The organism is Actinomadura litoris (genome assembly GCF_009733595.1).
GTDB lineage: Bacteria > Actinomycetota > Actinomycetes > Streptosporangiales > Streptosporangiaceae > Spirillospora > Spirillospora litoris.
On the sequence record NZ_WOFH01000005.1, the window covers coordinates 547,352 to 564,695 of the forward strand.

The following is a 17,344-nucleotide window of genomic DNA, read 5'->3' on the forward strand; positions in this document are numbered from 1 at the left end:
CGGCAAGGCGCCTTTGGGCGCGGATTCGGCTCTTCAGGTGTGGTCGTACACGGTGGCGGGGAGCCCGCCGGATCTGATCCCCGGGCAGCGGATCGCGATCGCGCTCCCGGCGGACGTGGACGTGCGCGACCCCGCGTCCTATCCCGCCGTGCCCGCGTTGCGCGGCATGTTCTTAGAACGGTCCGCCGCGGTCAGCAGGCAGTACGCCGGACGGACGATCTCCCCCGGCGGCGGCCAGCAGACGATCGCGTTCGTCGCGCCGCCCGGCCAGGCCGACCGGGAGCTGTTCGTGGTGACCGCCCAGGGCGGGCGGCCGTGGGCGGTGCAGCCGTTCGCGACGAGTGCGGGCGGGACGTCCGACAACGTCCAGACGATGGCCTCTCCGGCGCGGGCGTCCGGCACGGGGAGCGGCAGGCCGGTCGGGGAGTTCGCCGGGACGCTGCCCTATGCGAGCGAGGTCTTCGGCGTGTACCAGCCGCTGGCCGGGTGGTTCGGCAACGACGCCTCGCTGCGGGTCGCCGCCGCGCTCGGCCTCGACGTGGGCAGGGACGCCTTCGCCGGGGACGCGGCGCGCGAACTCGCCCATCCGGCCCTCGCGGAGCTGGCCGCGCAGGACCCGCCCACGGACGGCATCCTGTCGCCGGTCGGGCTGGTCAACCTGTTCCGGCAGTACTTCTTCGAGTTCGACACCTTCCTCGGCCCGCCCGCCGGGCACCTGTGGCTGAGCCCGGGCGGCACGGTCGAGGTCGTGGAGACCAGCACGCGGCGCACGCTGGTGGAGCGGACGGCCGAGCAGTCCGAGGAGGCGACCCGCAAGTCCGAGGAGAGCCTGACCTCGCAGGACGACGTCGCCGACGCGGTCAAGGAGGAGAACGCGAACGACACCAAGCTCGGCGCGAGCGTCAGCGCGGGCGGGAAGTTCGCCGGGATCTACCACGCCGACGCGAGCGCGAGCTTCAGCACCGAGAACACCACGAAGCGGTCGTCGGAGGAGACGCACAAGCACACCAGGACGCAGAGCTCCAAGGTCAGCAGCGAGATCAAGCGGAACTTCAGGACGACGTTCAAGACCGTCACCGAGACCACCGACACGACGAGCCGCCGCTACGTCGTGCAGAACACCACGGGCAAGCTCCTCAACTACGAGCTGCGCCGCAAGATGCGCAAGGTCGGGGTGCAGGTCCAGCACATCGGCACGCAGCTGAGCTGGCAGGTGTTCCTCGGGCCGGGCGCGGCGCAGCCCCCGGGCGCGCCGTCCCCGGGCGCGCCTGCCCCGGGCGCGCAGCCGCCGGGCGCGCCGTCCCCGGCCGCGCCCGCCTCGGGCGCGCCGCCCCGGACCGTCGTGGCCCCCGGGCGGCTGCTCGGGCTCGGCGAGCTGGTCCACGTCGTCCCGGCGCCGGACCTCACGTCGCTGCGCGAGCCGGTGAAGCCGCCGAAACTGGAGCGCAAGGAGGTGAACTACACCTGCGTCTACAACATCCAGATGTTCCCGATCGCCAACAACAACCCGCCCCACAACGACGCGTTCTGGAGCCGCATCGACGAGAACACCGGACGGATGGGACGCGGCGAGGAGGACGAGTACATCGTCGGGAACCTCCAGGTCAGGCCGAGCCCCCCGGCCCCCGGCTACACCCTCGACCCGAACACGGCGCTGATCCGGTTCATCTCGTGCAAGTCGGCGAACGGCTCCGACACCGCGTTCGACGCGCACTACAGCATCGACGGCACCGACCCCGCCGCGATCACGATCAAGTGCGACCATGTGAGCTTCGGCGGCACCGGCGCGGTCACGCTCGTCCACTCGCTGACCTGGAACCCGCCCCGCGTCGACCCGGCGCAGCAGGAGTACGAGGCGGCGAAGAAGCTCTACGACGAGCAGGTCGCGGAGTTGCAGCGCAAGGCGTACGGGGAGGCCGTGCGGACCCGGCTGAACCTGGTGAGCGGGATCCGGCCCCGGCCCGCCGCCGAGCTGCGCGAGGAGGAGCGGCAGGCGGTGTTCGCCAGCCTGATCAGGCAGCTCCGGCTGATCCCCTCCGACCCGCATCTGGAGTCGGAGATCATCCGGCAGATCTTCGACATCGACCAGATGCTGTACTTCGTGGCGCCCGACTTCTGGCGGCCCGACTACCTGTCCGACCCGGCCGGGCCCGACACCTCCGGCCGCTACCCGGTGCCCCAGCCGGTCTGGACGACGACCGCCGCCGATCCGCTGGCCGGGGAGACGGTGCTGAGCTGGTACTCCCACACCAGTTCCGACACGCTGCCGCCGTCCGCGCCCGCGCCGCCCGCGCCCGGCGAGCCGCCCACGCCGCCGCCCGCGCAGCAGAAGGAGTGGCGCGTCAACTACCTCGTCACCGAGAACACCCAGCCCGCGCCGATGGGCAGCTCGCTCGGCTGGCTGATCCAGGCCGACGGCGACGAGCGCCGCAACGAGTTCCTGAACGCGGCGTGGGTGAAGGCGGTGCTGCCCGTCCGGCCGAGGCACGAGCTGGACGCGCTGTCCTGGCTGTCGAAGGCGAACGTCGAGGGGGAGGCGGGGCTCGGCCGTCCCTACCCGTGGCAGCCCGGCGACCCGGACGAGTACCGGGGCAAGAAGGTCGGCGAGGTCCTCGTCCTGCTCGCCAAGGAGCTCCAGACCAAGAACGGCGACGTGGCGGTGACGCTGGCGACGGAGAAGGTGTTCGAGACGGGCTTCGACCCGCTGGACGGCGGTTTCCGGCCCGCGGAGCCTTACCAGATCTTCGACCAGTGGGTCGAGGTGCTGCCCACCGACCAGGTCGTCGCGGTGGAGGTCGAGTACGACCCGAAGACCGGCCAGCAGCGGTGAGGCTGCGGGTGGCGTGGGCCGACAAGGCCCACTTCCTCCTCGACCGCCGCTCCCCGGCGGGCAGGCCCGACGGCGCCGTGTCGCTGGAGGTGTTCGGCGACCTCCCGGCGGACGCGCCCTGGCACACCCCGGGCAGCGGCCTGCCGTCGCTGGCGGTCGATCCGGGCGACACGGCGGTGGCGTTCGACGTTCCGGCCGACACCCCGCTGCGGCTGGAGTTCACCGTCGACACGGTCGTGGACGGCAAGCAGTGCCGGTCGCTGGAAGTCGTGCAGTTGTTGCGCGTCTCGCCCGATGGGGCGGTCACCTTCGTCGAGCACGCGCTGACCCGGTTCCATGTGGACCTGCGCCCGTCGGGCGGGCCGGGGACGGTGCCGGGGCGCAGGCCGTTCGTGCACGCCGGGGGGACGTCGCTGTTCACCGGCCGCCACCCGCTGCTCACCACCGACGGGCGCGGCCAGCCGCGCGTGCGCGCCGACTTCCTCGACGTCACCGCGCTCTGGTGGGACCTGCATTTCCAGGACACCACCGTGCCGCCCGGCCAGGGCGTCTCCACCTGGGACTTCTGCCCCTGGTACCTCGACCCCGCCTGTGCCGGACGCCCCGACGGCCTGCGCGTGCTCGCCAGCACCTGGGGCGCGCCGCTGGTGTGGTTCGCCGTGATCCCGCCGTCGGCGGGGAAGGAGCTGCCGCCGCGGACGAGGCTGGGCGGCGCGGTCCTCTTCCGCCCGGTGGCGAGCGCCTACGCCTATTCGTCCACCGACAAGTCCGGGCTCGGCGACCGGACGCACGCGAAGCTCGGAATGGAGCAGCTCGCGCATTACCTGTTGCGCGGGCGCAACCGGCAGCAGGCGGCGAGCATCGTCCACTACAGCCCGCGTTCGCCGGAGCTGTACGACTTCGCCTCGGCGTTCCACAAACCCGAGGAGCCGTTCCCGAGGCCCAGCGACCGGCTTCCCTCCCTCCCGATCGGCGTGGAGGACAACCTCGCGAGGTCGGCGGCGCGGCTGCTGCCGGAGGCCGGGGAGCAGCGCGTGCTGTTCCTGCCGTGGCCCACCGCGCGCGGCCTCGACCCGGCCTACGCCGCCGCGCTCGCGCCCGGCCTGTCCGCGCGCGTCGAGCGGGCGCTGCACCTGCTGGCGGCGCGCGGCGCGGTCGGCGGGCGGAACCAGGCCATGGCCGGGCGGGACGGCATCGCGCCCATGTCGCTCGGCGGCGCGTCCCCCGCGTTCGCCCTCGACCCGCTGCTGTGGATCGCCGGGTACAGCCTGGGCGGCGCGGCCGCGAGCAAGGCGGTGGCGGCCAACCCCGCCGACGTGGCCCGCATGATCTCCCTCGACGACGGCCGGCTCGCCGAGCACGAGCAGGGCCTGGTCAACGCGGCGCGGCAGGCCGCCCGCGCGGGGCGCCGGATGCGGGCGATGATCGTGCACTCGCCCTACACCGGCGGCCCGCCGCAGGCGACGATGACCGCGCTGCGCGGTGCCGGGGCCGAGGTGACGATGCTGCCGCGCGGCGACTACACCGCGTTCTGGGCGGCGCCGCCGTTCACCGCGCCGTCCTGGCGGCAGTACGTGCTCGCGGAGTGGGACAAGCAGCCCGATGTCGTCCGCAAGGACGTCCGCGAGCAGGCGGGGAAGGAGGCGAACCGCTACGCGGCCTGGCAGCACGAGGTCGCCGCCTACGGCGGGGACGTGTTCGCGGTGGAGCCGCAGAACCCGGGCAGCCGCGCGTTCCTGGAGGAATGCCTCGGCCCCTGACCCCTACAGGGCGGGCGCGGGGTAGTCGGGGAGGACGTAGGAGTCGTTGGCGCCCCGCACCGCGTTCCCCGAGGGGATGCTCGACGGGTCGCGCAGCGCCCGGTCGCGGAGCGCCAGCTCCTCCTCGGTCGCCGGGTTGAGGACGGGGCGGGAGACGTCGGCGATCGCCTGGTTCCTCTCCACGAACGTCCGGAGCCCGCTCTCGTACGCCTCGAACGCCTCGGTGTGGGAGGGGCGGGCGGCCAGCTCGTTCGCGAGCACGTACGCGCCGATCAGCGCGATGCCGGTGCCCTGCCCCGACAGGAACGAGGGCGCGTAGGCGGCGTCCCCGACCAGCGCGACGCGTCCGCCGGACCAGCGCGGCATGTGGATCTGGCCGACCGAGTCGTAGAACAGGTCGCCCGCCGCGCGCATGGCCTCGACCAGGCCGGGGGTCCGCCAGCCGAGACCGGCGAACGCCTCGGCGACGACGGCGCGCTGCGCGTCCGGGTCCCGGTGGACGGCGGGCGAGGGCGAGCTGAAGCCGAGGATCGCGAACACGCGGTCGCCGTCGCCGGGCGCGTAGAGCGCGGCCATCCGGCCCGGCGTGTTCCAGATCAGGCTCTCGTGGGCGAGGCCCAGCTCGTTGGAGGAGCTGAAACCGGCGAACGACCAGCCGAGATGGCGGTGGTAGCGCTCCTCGGGCCCGAACGCCAGGCGCCGGGTGCGGGAGTGGACGCCGTCGGCGCCGACGACGATGTCGAAGGTGCGCCGCGTTCCGCCGCGGAACGTCACGTCCACGCCGCCGTCGTGGTCGTGGAGGGTCTCGATGGAGTCGTCGAAGATCAGCTCGACGCCGTCGGGCACGGCCGAGTGCAGGGCGGCGGCCAGCTCGCCCCGGGGGATCTCCAGGTCGCGTCCGCGTACCCCGCCGACGAGGTCGCCCGTGTCGATGACGGCGACCGGACGGCCGTCCGCGTCGAGGAAGGTGCTCTGGCGCGTGTCGACGTGGAGGGCCTCCAGCCGCTCGATCAGGCCCATGCGGCGGACGACGTCCAGCGCGGGCCCCCGGATGTCGACGGGGTAGCCGCCGTCGCGGATCGCGGGCGCCTTCTCGACGAGCGTGACGTCCCAGCCGTGGCGGCCGAGCCAGTAGGCGATCACGGGTCCGGCGATGCTGGCCCCGGACACCAGGGCCGTGCGGCGTGCGGTCGAGTCCATCGTGGTGCCTCCTCGGGAACTAGATACCTACCTTAGGTATCTTTCTGCCGTCTCGGCTACCATATACCTAACTTAGGTATGTATTGGAGTGACGATGGACACCCGCGACCCCGGGACGGGAGGCGACGACGCCGGACGCGACCGCTACCTGCGAGAACTGCTCCCCCGCCTGACCCAGCTCAGCAACGCGCTCAACCGCGGCCGGCTGACCGAGCGCGCGCTGGAGGCGGCGGGGGGCTCGGTGGACCGCCCGGCGATGTCGGCGCTGCTCGTCCTGCATATGGCGGACGAGCCGCTGCGCGTCGGCGAGATCGCCGCGCGGATGCAGGTCGTCGGGCCCCACGTCACGCGGCAGGTGAACGAGTTGGAGCGGCGCGGGCTGGTCCGCCGCGTCACCGACCCCGGCGACCAGCGCGCCCGCCTCGTCGAGCCGACCGGGCAGGGCCGCGAGGTGACCGACCGCTACATGCGCACCATCTTCGGCTGGTTCGGCGACGCCCTCGCGGGCTGGCCCGAGGGCGACCGCCGCGCCTTCGAGCGCCTCCTCGGCCGGTTCGTCGACGACCTCACCGTCCACCTGGCGACGCTCGACGACGACGCGACCTGACGTCCGGAGCCCGGGCCCGAGGGGCGGAGAGGATCGTCGCCTCCGCAGGGGGCACCGGTCCTCAACGCGCCCAGGCCCGCCGTCGTGACCAGGACGTTCAGTCCCGGGTGCGGCCTCGGCGCTCGCCGGGCCCGCTATCGGGGGATCCGCGCTCCCTGGTTCGCCCGCGCCGTCCGCGGATAATGGAGCGCATGGACCGTGCAGCGATGGCCGACTTCCTGCGGCGGCGGCGCGAGGCGCTGCGACCCGAGGACGTCGGGTTCAACCCGGGCCCGCGCCGCCGGACCCGGGGACTGCGGCGCGAGGAGGTCTCCTCGCTCGCCGTGATGTCGACCGACTACTACACGCGGCTCGAACAGCGGCGCGGCCCGCAGCCGAGCGAGCAGATGCTCGGTTCGCTGGCCCGCGCGCTCCGGCTGAACGCCGACGAGCGCGACTACCTGTTCCGGGTGGCCGGGCACAGCGCCCCCGACGCGGTGTCGGTCGCGACGCACGTCGCCCCCGGGCTGCTGCGGGTGATGGACCGCCTCGCCGACACCCCGGCGCTCATCCTGTCGAACCTCGGGGAGGCGCTCGTCCAGAACCGGATGGCGGACGCGCTGCTCGGCGACCGGTCGTCCTACACGGGCCTCGCCCGCAGCTCGACGTACCGCTGGTTCACCGACCCGCGGGCGCGGCGGGTCTACCCCGAGCGCGACCACGCCCGGCACTCCCGCTCGCAGGTCGCGAACCTGCGCGTCGCCTACGGGTCGATGGGGGCGAGGTCGCGCGCGGGCGACCTCGTCCGCGCGTTGCAGAAGGAGAGCGCCGAGTTCTCCGGCCTGTGGGAGCGGCACGAGGTCGGCAAGCGGTTCGAGGAGCACAAGACGCTCGTCCACCCCGAACTGGGCGAGATCGAGCTGGACTGCCAGTCCCTGTTCACCGAGGACCAGTCGCAGGTGCTGCTCGTGCTCACCGCCCCGCCGCGCACCGAGGGCCACGAGAAGCTGCGGCTGCTCTCGGTGCTGGGCGGAAGCCGCTTCCCCGACACGACCGCCGCGGCCCAGGAAGCGCACTGACCCTTTTCTCAGGCGTTTTTCCGTGCGATTCCCACCAGCGGCTGGACGGTGGGCGGCGCCGCCACGGGGGCGACCTCGGGACGCCATTCCAGGCACGGGACGAGCCCCGGCTCGACCAGCTCCAGCCCCGAGAAGAAGCGGCGGACCTGGTCGGCCGACCGCAGTTTGTAGGGGACGGAGCCGCCCTCGTCATAGTCGTGCTGCGCCTGGGAGAACTCGGTGGAGATGTTGTTGGAACCGTCCGCGACGGCGAGCCAACTGCCCGGGGCGAGACCGTCCATCAGCCGCGAGACGATCGCGGCGGCCTCGTCGTCGTTCCCGATATGGCCGAGCACGCCCATGACCGTCAGCCCGACGGGGCGCGAAAGGTCGAGGGTCCGGTCGGCGCCCTCCAGGATCGCGTCCGGGTCGTGCAGGTCGGCCTCGACGTAGTCGGTGGCCCCCTCGGGCGTGCCGGTGAGCAGGATGTGGGCGTGCAGCAGGACGAGCGGGTCGTTGTCGACGTAGACGACGCGGGCGTCGGGCACCAGGCGCTGCGCGACCTCGTGGGTGTTGTCGACGGTCGGCAGCCCGGTGCCGACGTCGAGGAACTGGTCGATCTCCGCCTCGTCCGCCAGGAAGGCGATCGAGCGTTTGAGGAAGTAGCGGGTGAGGCGCGCGATGTCGATGATGCCAGGGAATGTCTGGACATACTGGTCTCCCGCCGCGCGGTCCACGGGGAAATTGTCCTTGCCGCCGAGCCAGTAGTTCCATATCCGCGCCGAATGCGGGACGGAGGTGTCGATACCGCCGGCATGCTCCTTCGCCGCCTCGCTGAAGAACTCTTCTTCGCTGCCCACGTCGCCTCCCCAGGTTCCGCTTCCATACTGGGCTTGTCCGTGGGTGCGGGCAACTCGCGTAGCGAGAGTTCAGAGTTCGTTCTCGATACTGCGCAGCAATGCCCGGGACGGTTCGGGCAGTAGCGCCGCGAGGCCGAGTTCCTGGATCTTCTTCTGGTAGCGCGCGCGATCTTCCTCGTCCGACGGGTAGAGCGCGCTGTCGGTGTCCTCGATAAAGATCAGGTCCTGGAGCTTGAAGGAGCCGAAACGCAAGATCGTGATGGGCTTGGCGGCCTCGTCGTGGGCGGGGTGGGAGATCGGCAGGATCTGTAGGCGGACGTGCGGCCCGCTGTGGAGGAGGCGCCGGACCTGGCCCCGCATCGTCGCCGGTTCGACCAGGGGGTTCCGCAGGGCGCCCTCGTTGATGATCGCCCACATCTGCGGGCGCCCGTTGGTGCGTGCCAGGTGCTGTTGGCGCAGCATCCGGAGTTCGATGCGCTGGAGGAGGCGGTCGGCGGGCTCATGCCCGTAGGTGCCGCTGATGACCTCGGTCGCGTACTGGCGGGTTTGGAGGAGGCCGGGCACATAGAACGGCTCGTAGCCGATGATCAGGTCTGACAGCGGCTCATGGGTCAGGTAGCTCCTGAACCAGGGCCGTACGACACCGTGGAAGCGGTACCACCAGGTCGGCGGGCCGGTGACCACGGATCCAGGGGCGCCGGTGTCCCCCGTGGCCGGCACGGGCGTCAGATCGGGGCTGGACGCCGGGGTCAGGCGGTAGGCGGTCACGGCCACCTCGTGGCGGGCCTTCCACTCGGCCAGCGTCCCCACCTCCTCGACGGGAATACGCCGCTCGACGGCGGCCGCCTGGAACACGCGCGCGAGCAGGGAGACCTGGTCCCAGGACGGCATGCGCTTGCGCCTTCCCCGGAGAATCGCCCAGGCGGCCGTCCGGCTCAGGTGGGTCCTCCGGCCGGGCTGGTCCGCGGCCTCGACCTTGTCGAGCCTCCTCGCCAGCTCCCGGTAACTGCTGATTGCGGCCCTGTGGTAAGCCGCTTCCAGTTGACGTGAGAAAGCTTCGACGATACGCACGCGCTCATCCGGCATAGGTGTGCCTTTCTAGCGATCTCCACGGCCGCGCTGGGGGGCAACAATACCGTGCAACCGTACACGGGGTGCAACTGTGTGATAAATCAACAAACGACTCTTTCGTCCGAGTTGCCGAACGAGACTCGGTTTATGACCATTCAGTCATGATCGGATTCAGGGGTGCGGCGGGTTTGGCGTTCTTCTTTGTCCGAGGTTGCTCCAGTCGCCCACATCCGCTCCTTCGTATGAGCAGGATCTGTCTTGTAAGGCCGATCCGCCCGGAGGGGGAATTCGACCGATGCCGCGTTCACTACCGATCTTCGATGAGGACGACCCCGTATGGCGTGAGGCGGCGAAGGCGCTGTTCGTGGTCTGGGCGACCCGGACCGGGCGGAGGCTGCGGCACGTGCCCGTCGAGCACCTCAGCGCCTGGGAGCTGGAGGACTTCTGGGCCGACGACCAGCTCGACGACGTCCCCCTGCCGCGTCCCACGCACAAGGCGCTGGTCGCCGTCGACATCGTCGCCTTCGGCGCCCCCGGCCGCGACACCCGCATCCAGATCAGGCTGCGCGAGAACATGTACACGCAGGTCGAACGCGCGCTCGGCGCCACCGGTCTCACGCTGTCGGACTGCCACCACGAGGACCGGGGCGACGGCGCGTTCATCGTGGCCCCCGACGACGCCGACCCCTGCGACCTGCTGGACCCCTTCGCCCACGACCTGGCCGCCCACCTGCGCCGCGAGAACCGGGACGCGGGCCCCGACCTGCGGCTCCGGCTGCGCGCCGCCGTCCACTACGGCCATGTCGACCACGACGCGCACGGCGTCGTCGGACGCGCGCCGGTCGACCTGTTCCGCCATCTGGAGGCCCCGGCGTTCCGGCGCGCGATGGCCGAGACGCCGAGCGCCGACCTCGGTGTGATCGTCAGCGACTCGCTGTTCCGCGAGGCGGGCCACCGGGACGGCCGCGTCGACCACGACGCCTACCGCCCCATCCGGGTCAGGGTGAAGGAGACCCGCACCCGCGCCTGGCTGTGGCTCCCCCCGGCGCGACCCCGGTGACCCCGACGGATGCCTCCTCGACCCGGCCGGGGCCTGATCACGGCTCCGCCGGGATGCGGAGGGCGATGGCGGCGATGTCGTCGATGCCGGTGGTGGGCAGGCCCTCCAGGATGCCGTCGCAGAACAGCGGCAGCGGCTCGGCGGCGAGCCGGGACGCCTGGCGGAGGAGCCGCTCCAGCCCCCGGTCCAGGTGCTCGCCGGGGTGCTCGACCAGGCCGTCGGTGTAGAGGAACAGGGTGCAGCGGGGCGGCAGCGCCTCGACGGCGCTGCGGTAGGGGCGGTCGACGAGGAGGCCGAGCAGGGGGTTGCCCGCGTCCTCCAGCAGGCGGGCGTCGCCGTCGGCGGTGACCAGGAGGGGCGGCGGGTGCCCGGCGACCGAGTAGGTGAGCCGCCACCCCTCCGCCTCGGCGCACACCCGCGCGAGGGCGCAGGTGGCGGTGCTCTCGGGCGACAGCGTCTCCATCGCGATGCACAGCCGGCGCAGGACGTCGCCCGGGGCCTCCCCGCGGTCGATGGCGAGGGCCCGCAGCATGTTCCTGAGCTGGCTCATCGCGACCGCCGCCGCCAGGTCGTGCCCGGCGACGTCGCCGATCGCGAGGACCGTCTCGCCGTCGGGGAGCACGAACGAGTCGTACCAGTCCCCGCCCACCTCCGCCGCCGCCGGGCTCGCCCGGTACCGGGCGACGATGTCCAGGCCCGGGACGTCCGGCGGCTCGGCCAGCAGCCCGTGCTGGAGCGCCAGCGCGACCCGCTGGGTGCGGTGGTAGCGCAGGGCGCTGCTCAGCGCGTCGTGCGCGTGGTCGAACATCTGCCCGATCAGCACGACGTCCTCCGGGCTGATCGGCGGGCGGTCGCCGCAGGACGCGGCGGTCACCACGGCCGCGACCTCCCCGTCCACGGTCACCGGCAGCAGCACGACGCTGTTGGCGCCCGCCCGCGTCAGCCAGCCCGCCGTGCCCTCGGGCACGATGTCGGCCGGGGGCCGCCCCGCCTCGAACGTCCGGTAGACGGGCCGCCGCCGCTCGACCGCCCGGGTGAAGCCGCTGTCGGCCGGGAACGACTCCTCGCCGCCCGGCGGCAGCCTCGGCAGCCCCTCCCGCGCCCCGGTCGCGATGCGCTGCGCGGTGACCGGCCCGCCCTCGGGACGGTCGGTGAAGTCCGGCAGCAGGTGCACGCCGCAGCCGTCGGCCAGCGCGGGGACGAGCACGTCCGCGAGCGCGCCGAGCATCTCCCGCAGGTCGGAGTGCTCGGCGGTCGCGGCGGCGGCCCGGTCGAGCACCTCCCGCCGGTGCCGCTGGAGCCACTTCTGCTCCACGTCGGTGCAGGTGCCGACCCACTCCAGCACCACGCCGTTCTCGTAGACGGGCGCGGCGTTCACCTCGAAGTGCCGGTACTCGCCCTTCGGCGTCCGGAGCCGGTAGACGTGCCGCCACGGCCGCGAGAACCGGCGCGACTCGGCCCACGACCGCACCGTCGGCTCCTGGTCGTCGGGGTGCAGGGCCCGCACCCAGCCCATCCCGCGGAACTCCTCCCAGGTCTGCCCGGTCACCCGCTCCCATCCAGGGCTCGGCTCGATCGGCGTGCCCTCCGGCCCCGTCACCCACACGATCTCCGCGCTCACCCGGACGAGGCTCTGGAACCTGCGCAGCATGCGCCGCTGCGCCTCCGCCGCCCACCGGGCCTGCCGGTCCGCCGTCACCCGCTCGGTGACGTCGACGGCGACGATCAGCACCCCGGGCTCCCCGGTGATCCGGGACAGGCCGAAGGAGAAGAAGCGCTCCTCGCGTCCGGCGCCCGGGTAGGCGAGGCTCACCGGCACGTCCTCGCGGCTGACCGCCTCCCCGGTGGCGAGGACGTGGTCGAGCATCTCGAAGTAGTCGCGCTGGAGGAGGTCGTGGAAGGCGTCCCGCATCGGCCGCCCGAGCGGCCGGTCGCCGAAGCTCGCGCGGTAGGCCATGTTGGCGTAGACGAGCCGGTGGTCGCTCCCGCTCGTCACCGCCACCCCGACCGGCGCGAGATCGAAGACCTCCAGCGTCAGGTCGCCGCCGCCGGCGCCCTCCATGCAGTCCCCTCCTGACCTGCGCTCCCCCCTTGTTCGCCTACCCGGGAGAAAACCCAGTATGTGTGGACAGGGGTGCGCGCGGTCAGCGGGCGGGCGGCCAGCTCAGCGGCAGGGCGTCGAGGCCAAGGACGAGGCTCGCGTGCTCCGTCGGCCGCGCGCCCGGCGCGATGCCGTAGTCGGGGATGCGGGCGTGCCACTCGGTGAGCGCGACCTGGAGCTCCAGCCGGGCGAGGTGCGCGCCGAGGCAGCGGTGCGGGCCCGCGCCGAAGGCCAGGTGCGGCGCCGGTGGCCCGCCGATGTCCACGGACGCGGCGCTCGGGAACGCCCGCGGGTCGCGGGTGGCCATGGAGATCGGCAGCATGACCATCTCGCCCGCCCTCATCGGGCATCCGTGCAGGTCGACGTCCTCGGTGAGCCTGCGGGCCGGGAGCGGCAGCGCGTAGACGCGCAGGAACTCCTCGACCGCGCCGGGGACGACCGCCGGGTCGGCGGCGACGCGGGCGCGGTCGTCCTCGTGCGTGGCCAGATGCCAGAACGTGTAGGAGAGCTGCGCCGCGACGGTGTCCAGCCCCGCGAGGAACAGCAGCACGCACAGTTGCAGCAGCTCGGCGTCGGTCACGGGACGCCCGTCCAGGACGAAGGTGGTCGCGGCGCTGACCAGGTCGTCGCGCGGGTCCGCGCGGCGGTCCCGGATCAGCTCGGTGAAGCAGTCCGCGACCTCCCGCAGCGCCTCGGCCCGCCCGGCGCCGGACGGCGGCGGATGCAGCACCGCGTCCTCCCAGGCCAGGAACTCCTTCAGCCGCCCCGTCGGCAGGCCGACCAGCTCCAGGAAGATGATCGTCGGGAACAGCCGGGCGAAGTCGGTGACGAAGTCGCACGACCCCCGCCCGGCCAGGTCGCCGATCAGCGCCGCGCAGTGCCGGGTGATCCGCTCCCGCATCGCCCCGGCGGTCGCGGGCGTGAACAGAGGGCGCAGCAGCCGCCGCCACGCCGTGTGGAGCGGCGGGTCCAGCATGACGGGAATCCACTGGTAGGCCGGGTCGGGGTCGATGACCGCGATCGCGCGGCTGGAGAACGTCTCCGGGTTCTGGAACGCCGCGAGGATGTCGTCGTGCCTGGTGAGGACCCAGAATCCCTGCTGCCCCGTACTGCGGAACGCCTCGTGGCGCTCGCGCAGGCCGTCCAGCATCGCATGCATGCGCCCGGCGGGCCCGGACTCCGCGAACGGGTCGAAATCGATCTGCGGCACGCTCACCGCGTGATCATACGCGCCACTCCGCAGAGATAGGTGGCCGGAAGCTCGCACATCGACGTCGGCTCCGGACAGGGGTCGGGCCGCCAGTCCGGCAGGTTCACCAGCCCCGGCGGCAGCACCTCCCAGCCCCGGAAGAGCTCGACGAGCTGCTCCCTCTCCCGGAACGTCATGCTCATGTTGACGCCCAGGTCCTTGTAGGTCCGCGCGCCCTGCTCGGCGTTCCGCCGGTACGCCGAGGACGCGGTCGGACGGGTGATGTGCGAGACCGCCAGGTAGCTCCCGGGCGCGAGCACGTCGCGGAACCGCCGGACCGACCGCCGGACCGGCTCGTCGTCGGGGACGCAGTGCAGCACCGACAGCATCAGCAGCGCGACCGGCCGGTCCAGGTCGAGGACGGACCGCAGCTCCGGATCGAGCAGGATCGCGTCGGGGTCGTGGAGGTCGCCGCCGATGACGACCGTCCGGGGCTGCGTCGCCAGGAGCGCCCGCGCGTGCGTGAGCACCATGGTGTCGTTGTCGACGTACACGACACTGGCGTCCGGCCGCGCCGCCTGCGCCACCTCGTGCACATTGTGCTGGGTCGGCAACCCGCATCCGATGTCGAGGAACTGGTCGATCCCGGCTTCGAGTGCGAGGAACCGCACGACACGGGCGAGAAAATGGCGATTCGCCCAGGCCGTGGCACGGGTGGCGGGCGCGGCCCTGATGATCTGCTCCGCCGCCTCGCGATCGGCCGCGAAGTTGTCCTTGCCGTTCAGGAAGTAGTCGTAGATCCGCGCGACGTTGGGAGTGCTCACGTCAACGCCGGTCGGCGCTGCTTCCAGGGTCATGGTGCCCTCAATCTCGGCGACGGAGGCCCATGATGATACGCAGACCCCGGTGCCGGGGGGAGCCCCTCGCGACCCTACTTCACCCCGCGATTTCGTTCGCCCTGCAACAATCCGAGGTGAAAGCAGTAGTCGACCGCCATGATCTCCCGCCGCACATCATCGGCGCTCCCCAGGACATACCGCCGGGCGGGCTCCCGGACCGCCCGCCAGGCCCCCTTCGCGGCCTGCGTGATCTCCCAGTGCGGAAACTCGCGCCGCAGGCGCAGCAGCTCCTGCTCCCTCCGCCGCCGTATCGCTTTCAAGGAACCCGCCCTTCTACTAACTAGCGAACCATGAATTCGAACCAGGAGTTCTGGCCCTCGGGATCGGTGAACGTACCCCGCGCGGCGCACAGCCGCTCCACGATGAACAGCCCCCGCCCGGTCTCCGATCCGAGGTCCACTCCCACGCCGACGCGCGGCCTGTTCACCGCGGATCCGGAGTCCAGGACCTCGACCCGCACCCGGTCCGGATACTCGATGGCCAGGACCATGATCGTGTCCCCCTTCGCCCCGGTATCGGAGTGAAGGATCGCATTCGTAACCAACTCGGTCGCGCACAACTGGATCAGATAGGTGAGATTCTCAGAAAGGCCCGGAAGGGCGGCATGGACGAAGCGGCGCACCACTCTGAGTTCGGCGAGATCGCAGCCGACCAGTATCCCTGTCATGCGGGGCGCCGACGTTTCCATGATCGCTCCTGTGTGATCTTTCCTAACCCTCTGGCCGGTCGATGCCCGGCATCCTGACAAGCGGCGAAAACAAAACGTAGGCGCGCGGTCGCGGCGTGTTATAGCGTGGCCGCATGGACGGATCGATCATTCCGGCGCCGCTAAAAGCGATCATGGCCGAGCGCGAGTGCAGCCAGGTCGTCCTGGCCGAGGATCTGGGAATCAGCCAGGCGTTCGTGTCGCAGTTAGTGGGCGGTAAGCGGGACTACGGAATCAACAAGATGAACCGCTGCCTGGCGAGCGTAGGGTGGGAGGTACGCATCGAACCCAAGGCCAAGGAGAAGGTCCCCGTGGAACGACGCCGGTTCATCGCAGGTGCCGCGTCCGTGACGTTTGTGGCCGGTCCGAAAACCTTCCCGTTCCAGAACCCCGATTATGTGCATGGTTTGGCCGTCCGGCTAACGGATTCGACGGAGCAACTCGGAGGCACCTCACTGGTTCCAACGGTGTTGCGCTACATGGGCAACCTGCGCCGCATAACGAGCAGCCGCGATGAGCGGCTTCTGGAGGCGGCGGCCGAACTCAGTCGAGTCTCGGCCCACGCCCTCTACGACGCCCGGCAGCGGAACTCCGCCGAAGAGGCGGGCAGGCTCGCACTCGTGTTCTCGCGTCGTTCCGCCGACCCTGCGGAAATCGCGCAGGCGTACGAGAGTCTGTGCCTCATGACCACGGCCCTGGACGCGAACCGCGCGGCGCACTACGCGCAGCTCGGCCTTCAAGTCCCCGATGTCCCGGAGGAACAGCGCGCCCGCCTCAACGCGCGGCTCGGAACCGCGCTGGCGCGCAACGCGCACACCTCCCGCATCGCCGCACGGTCGGTATGCGCCGTGATCGACAAGGCGTGCAGTGTCAGCGGGCTGCCCAGCGAATCGACCGCTCTGATCCTCGGAAGCGCTGGGATCTCCAACGCGAGCCTTCACCGCTACGAAGAAGCGGACGCCGCACTGGCGGCCTCCGTGCGCACGTTCGGCGAGCGCCCGCTATACGTCGCGCTCTGGCGCGCACGCCAGATCATGACGACTCTGAGTGCGGGGGATGTCGCGAAGGCGGCGCACCAGATGTCGGCCCTCTCCGGAGTCGTCCCCCTGGTGGCCTCCGGGCGCCTCGACACCAAGGTCCAGCAGATCCTGACCGTCGCGGAGCGCTGGAAGCGCGTCCCGGAGATGAAGGACGCGACCCTCCAGCTCCGCTCGGTGGCGCCCCCGACCCCTGCCCGGTCCGTCTGACGCCCTTGTCTCACCTATCGAACTTCGATAGATTTCCATCGTGATTCGATGGAAGGGTGGGTTATGGGAAACCTGGCAGTGCGCGCGCTGCGCGCCGTGCTCGCGGTGGTGCTCATCGGCACCGTGCTCGTCCAGATACTGATGGTGTGGGCGCTGGCCACCGACCCGGAGGACGGGTCGCTCCCGCTGACGCCGCTGCGCGTGATCACGATCGTGGGCATCGGGACCGTCCAGGTCGCCCTGGTCTGCATATGGCGGCTGGTGGCGATGGTGCGGCGCGGGACCGTGTTCTCCGACGCCGCCTTCCGGTACGTGGACGTCATCATCGGCGCGATCGTGGCGGCCGCCCTCGTGTGGTTCACGGTCACGGCCGTCAACGCGCCGGACCAGCGGGACGACCCCGGCGTCACCGTCATCATGGCCGGGGTCGGCGTGGCCATCCTGGGCGGCGCGCTGCTGGTGCTCGTGCTGCGGATGCTGCTCCTCCAGGCCGTCGCGCGCGATGTCGAGGCGACGCGGATGCGGGCCGAGCTCGACGAGGTGGTCTGATGCCGATCGCCGTCGACATCGACGTGATGCTGGCCAAGCGCAAGATGTCGGTGGGCGAGCTGGCGGACCGCGTGGGGATCACGCCCGCCAACCTGGCGGTGCTCAAGAACGGCCGCGCCAAGGCCGTGCGCTTCACGACCCTCGCCGCGCTCTGCGAGGTGCTGGAGTGCCAGCCGGGCGACCTGCTGCGCTGGGAGGCCGAAGTCCCCGTGGACGGATGACGACGCC

General features: G+C 71.7%; 16 protein-coding genes. 8 read left to right on the forward strand and 8 right to left on the reverse strand.

Annotated elements, in window-relative coordinates:
• Positions 1–37 precede the first annotated feature (37 nt).
• Both GNZ18_RS41240 and GNZ18_RS17245 read left to right on the forward strand, forming a co-directional pair.
• The gene (locus tag GNZ18_RS41240; protein ID WP_216651326.1) at positions 38–2,830 is read left to right on the forward strand and encodes a hypothetical protein; all 2,793 of its coding nucleotides are present in this window, start codon (positions 38–40) and stop codon (positions 2,828–2,830) included.
• Positions 2,827–4,590, forward strand: a complete 1,764-nt coding sequence (locus GNZ18_RS17245; protein ID WP_156217446.1) for a hypothetical protein — start codon at positions 2,827–2,829, stop codon at positions 4,588–4,590. The genes GNZ18_RS41240 and GNZ18_RS17245 overlap by 4 nt, the downstream gene beginning before the upstream one ends.
• 3 nt (positions 4,591–4,593) lie before the next feature.
• Here GNZ18_RS17245 and GNZ18_RS17250 read toward each other — a convergent pair whose 3' ends face one another.
• Positions 4,594–5,790 carry an FAD-dependent monooxygenase gene (locus tag GNZ18_RS17250; RefSeq protein ID WP_156217447.1) on the reverse strand — a complete coding sequence of 399 codons (1,197 nt, stop codon included), beginning with the start codon at positions 5,788–5,790 and terminating at the stop codon, positions 4,594–4,596.
• Between the two features lie 94 nt (positions 5,791–5,884).
• On the opposite strand from GNZ18_RS17250, the gene GNZ18_RS17255 reads away from it, so the two are divergent.
• Both GNZ18_RS17255 and GNZ18_RS17260 read left to right on the forward strand, forming a co-directional pair.
• The gene (locus GNZ18_RS17255; protein ID WP_156217448.1) at positions 5,885–6,397 is read left to right on the forward strand and encodes a MarR family winged helix-turn-helix transcriptional regulator; all 513 of its coding nucleotides are present in this window, start codon (positions 5,885–5,887) and stop codon (positions 6,395–6,397) included.
• 191 nt (positions 6,398–6,588) lie between these two features.
• The gene (locus GNZ18_RS17260; RefSeq protein WP_173390793.1) at positions 6,589–7,455 is read left to right on the forward strand and encodes a helix-turn-helix transcriptional regulator; all 867 of its coding nucleotides are present in this window, start codon (positions 6,589–6,591) and stop codon (positions 7,453–7,455) included.
• An 8-nt stretch (positions 7,456–7,463) separates the two neighbouring features.
• Here GNZ18_RS17260 and GNZ18_RS17265 read toward each other — a convergent pair whose 3' ends face one another.
• Positions 7,464–8,294, reverse strand: coding sequence for an SAM-dependent methyltransferase (locus tag GNZ18_RS17265; RefSeq protein WP_312874579.1), 831 nt, complete (start codon positions 8,292–8,294; stop codon positions 7,464–7,466).
• Between the two features lie 69 nt (positions 8,295–8,363).
• Positions 8,364–9,380, reverse strand: coding sequence for a DUF5753 domain-containing protein (locus GNZ18_RS17270; protein WP_156217449.1), 1,017 nt, complete (start codon positions 9,378–9,380; stop codon positions 8,364–8,366).
• A gap of 280 nt (positions 9,381–9,660) precedes the next feature.
• Here GNZ18_RS17270 and GNZ18_RS17275 point away from each other — a divergent pair, with 280 nt between their 5' ends.
• Positions 9,661–10,425 (forward strand): hypothetical protein, encoded by a 765-nt coding sequence (locus GNZ18_RS17275; protein WP_156217450.1) that lies wholly within the window; start codon positions 9,661–9,663, stop codon positions 10,423–10,425.
• A gap of 37 nt (positions 10,426–10,462) precedes the next feature.
• Here the strand turns inward: GNZ18_RS17275 and GNZ18_RS17280 are convergent, their stop codons facing one another.
• The 5 genes from GNZ18_RS17280 to GNZ18_RS17300 form a co-directional block, all read right to left on the reverse strand.
• The gene (locus GNZ18_RS17280) at positions 10,463–12,487 is read right to left on the reverse strand and encodes a SpoIIE family protein phosphatase (protein ID WP_156217451.1); all 2,025 of its coding nucleotides are present in this window, start codon (positions 12,485–12,487) and stop codon (positions 10,463–10,465) included.
• 82 nt (positions 12,488–12,569) lie between these two features.
• Positions 12,570–13,742: a cytochrome P450 gene (locus GNZ18_RS17285; RefSeq protein ID WP_214615405.1), complete on the reverse strand. Its 1,173-nt coding sequence runs from the start codon at positions 13,740–13,742 to the stop codon at positions 12,570–12,572.
• A complete protein-coding gene (locus GNZ18_RS17290; RefSeq protein WP_156217452.1) occupies positions 13,739–14,572 on the reverse strand; it encodes an SAM-dependent methyltransferase in 834 nt (277 codons plus the stop codon). Before GNZ18_RS17290 ends, GNZ18_RS17285 begins: the two co-directional genes overlap by 4 nt.
• 74 nt (positions 14,573–14,646) lie before the next feature.
• A complete protein-coding gene (locus GNZ18_RS17295; protein WP_156217453.1) occupies positions 14,647–14,874 on the reverse strand; it encodes a hypothetical protein in 228 nt (75 codons plus the stop codon).
• Between the two features lie 20 nt (positions 14,875–14,894).
• Positions 14,895–15,302 (reverse strand): ATP-binding protein, encoded by a 408-nt coding sequence (locus GNZ18_RS17300; RefSeq protein ID WP_156217454.1) that lies wholly within the window; start codon positions 15,300–15,302, stop codon positions 14,895–14,897.
• 113 nt (positions 15,303–15,415) lie between these two features.
• Here GNZ18_RS17300 and GNZ18_RS17305 point away from each other — a divergent pair, with 113 nt between their 5' ends.
• The 3 genes from GNZ18_RS17305 to GNZ18_RS17315 all read left to right on the forward strand — a co-directional run bounded on the left by GNZ18_RS17305 (position 15,416) and on the right by GNZ18_RS17315 (position 17,337).
• Positions 15,416–16,567, forward strand: a complete 1,152-nt coding sequence (locus GNZ18_RS17305) for a hypothetical protein (RefSeq protein WP_156217455.1) — start codon at positions 15,416–15,418, stop codon at positions 16,565–16,567.
• Positions 16,568–16,630: 63 nt separating this feature from the next.
• Positions 16,631–17,116 carry a DUF2975 domain-containing protein gene (locus tag GNZ18_RS17310; protein ID WP_156217456.1) on the forward strand — a complete coding sequence of 162 codons (486 nt, stop codon included), beginning with the start codon at positions 16,631–16,633 and terminating at the stop codon, positions 17,114–17,116.
• Positions 17,116–17,337 carry a helix-turn-helix domain-containing protein gene (locus GNZ18_RS17315; RefSeq protein ID WP_156217457.1) on the forward strand — a complete coding sequence of 74 codons (222 nt, stop codon included), beginning with the start codon at positions 17,116–17,118 and terminating at the stop codon, positions 17,335–17,337. Before GNZ18_RS17310 ends, GNZ18_RS17315 begins: the two co-directional genes overlap by 1 nt.
• The last annotated feature ends 7 nt before the right edge of the window (positions 17,338–17,344 follow it).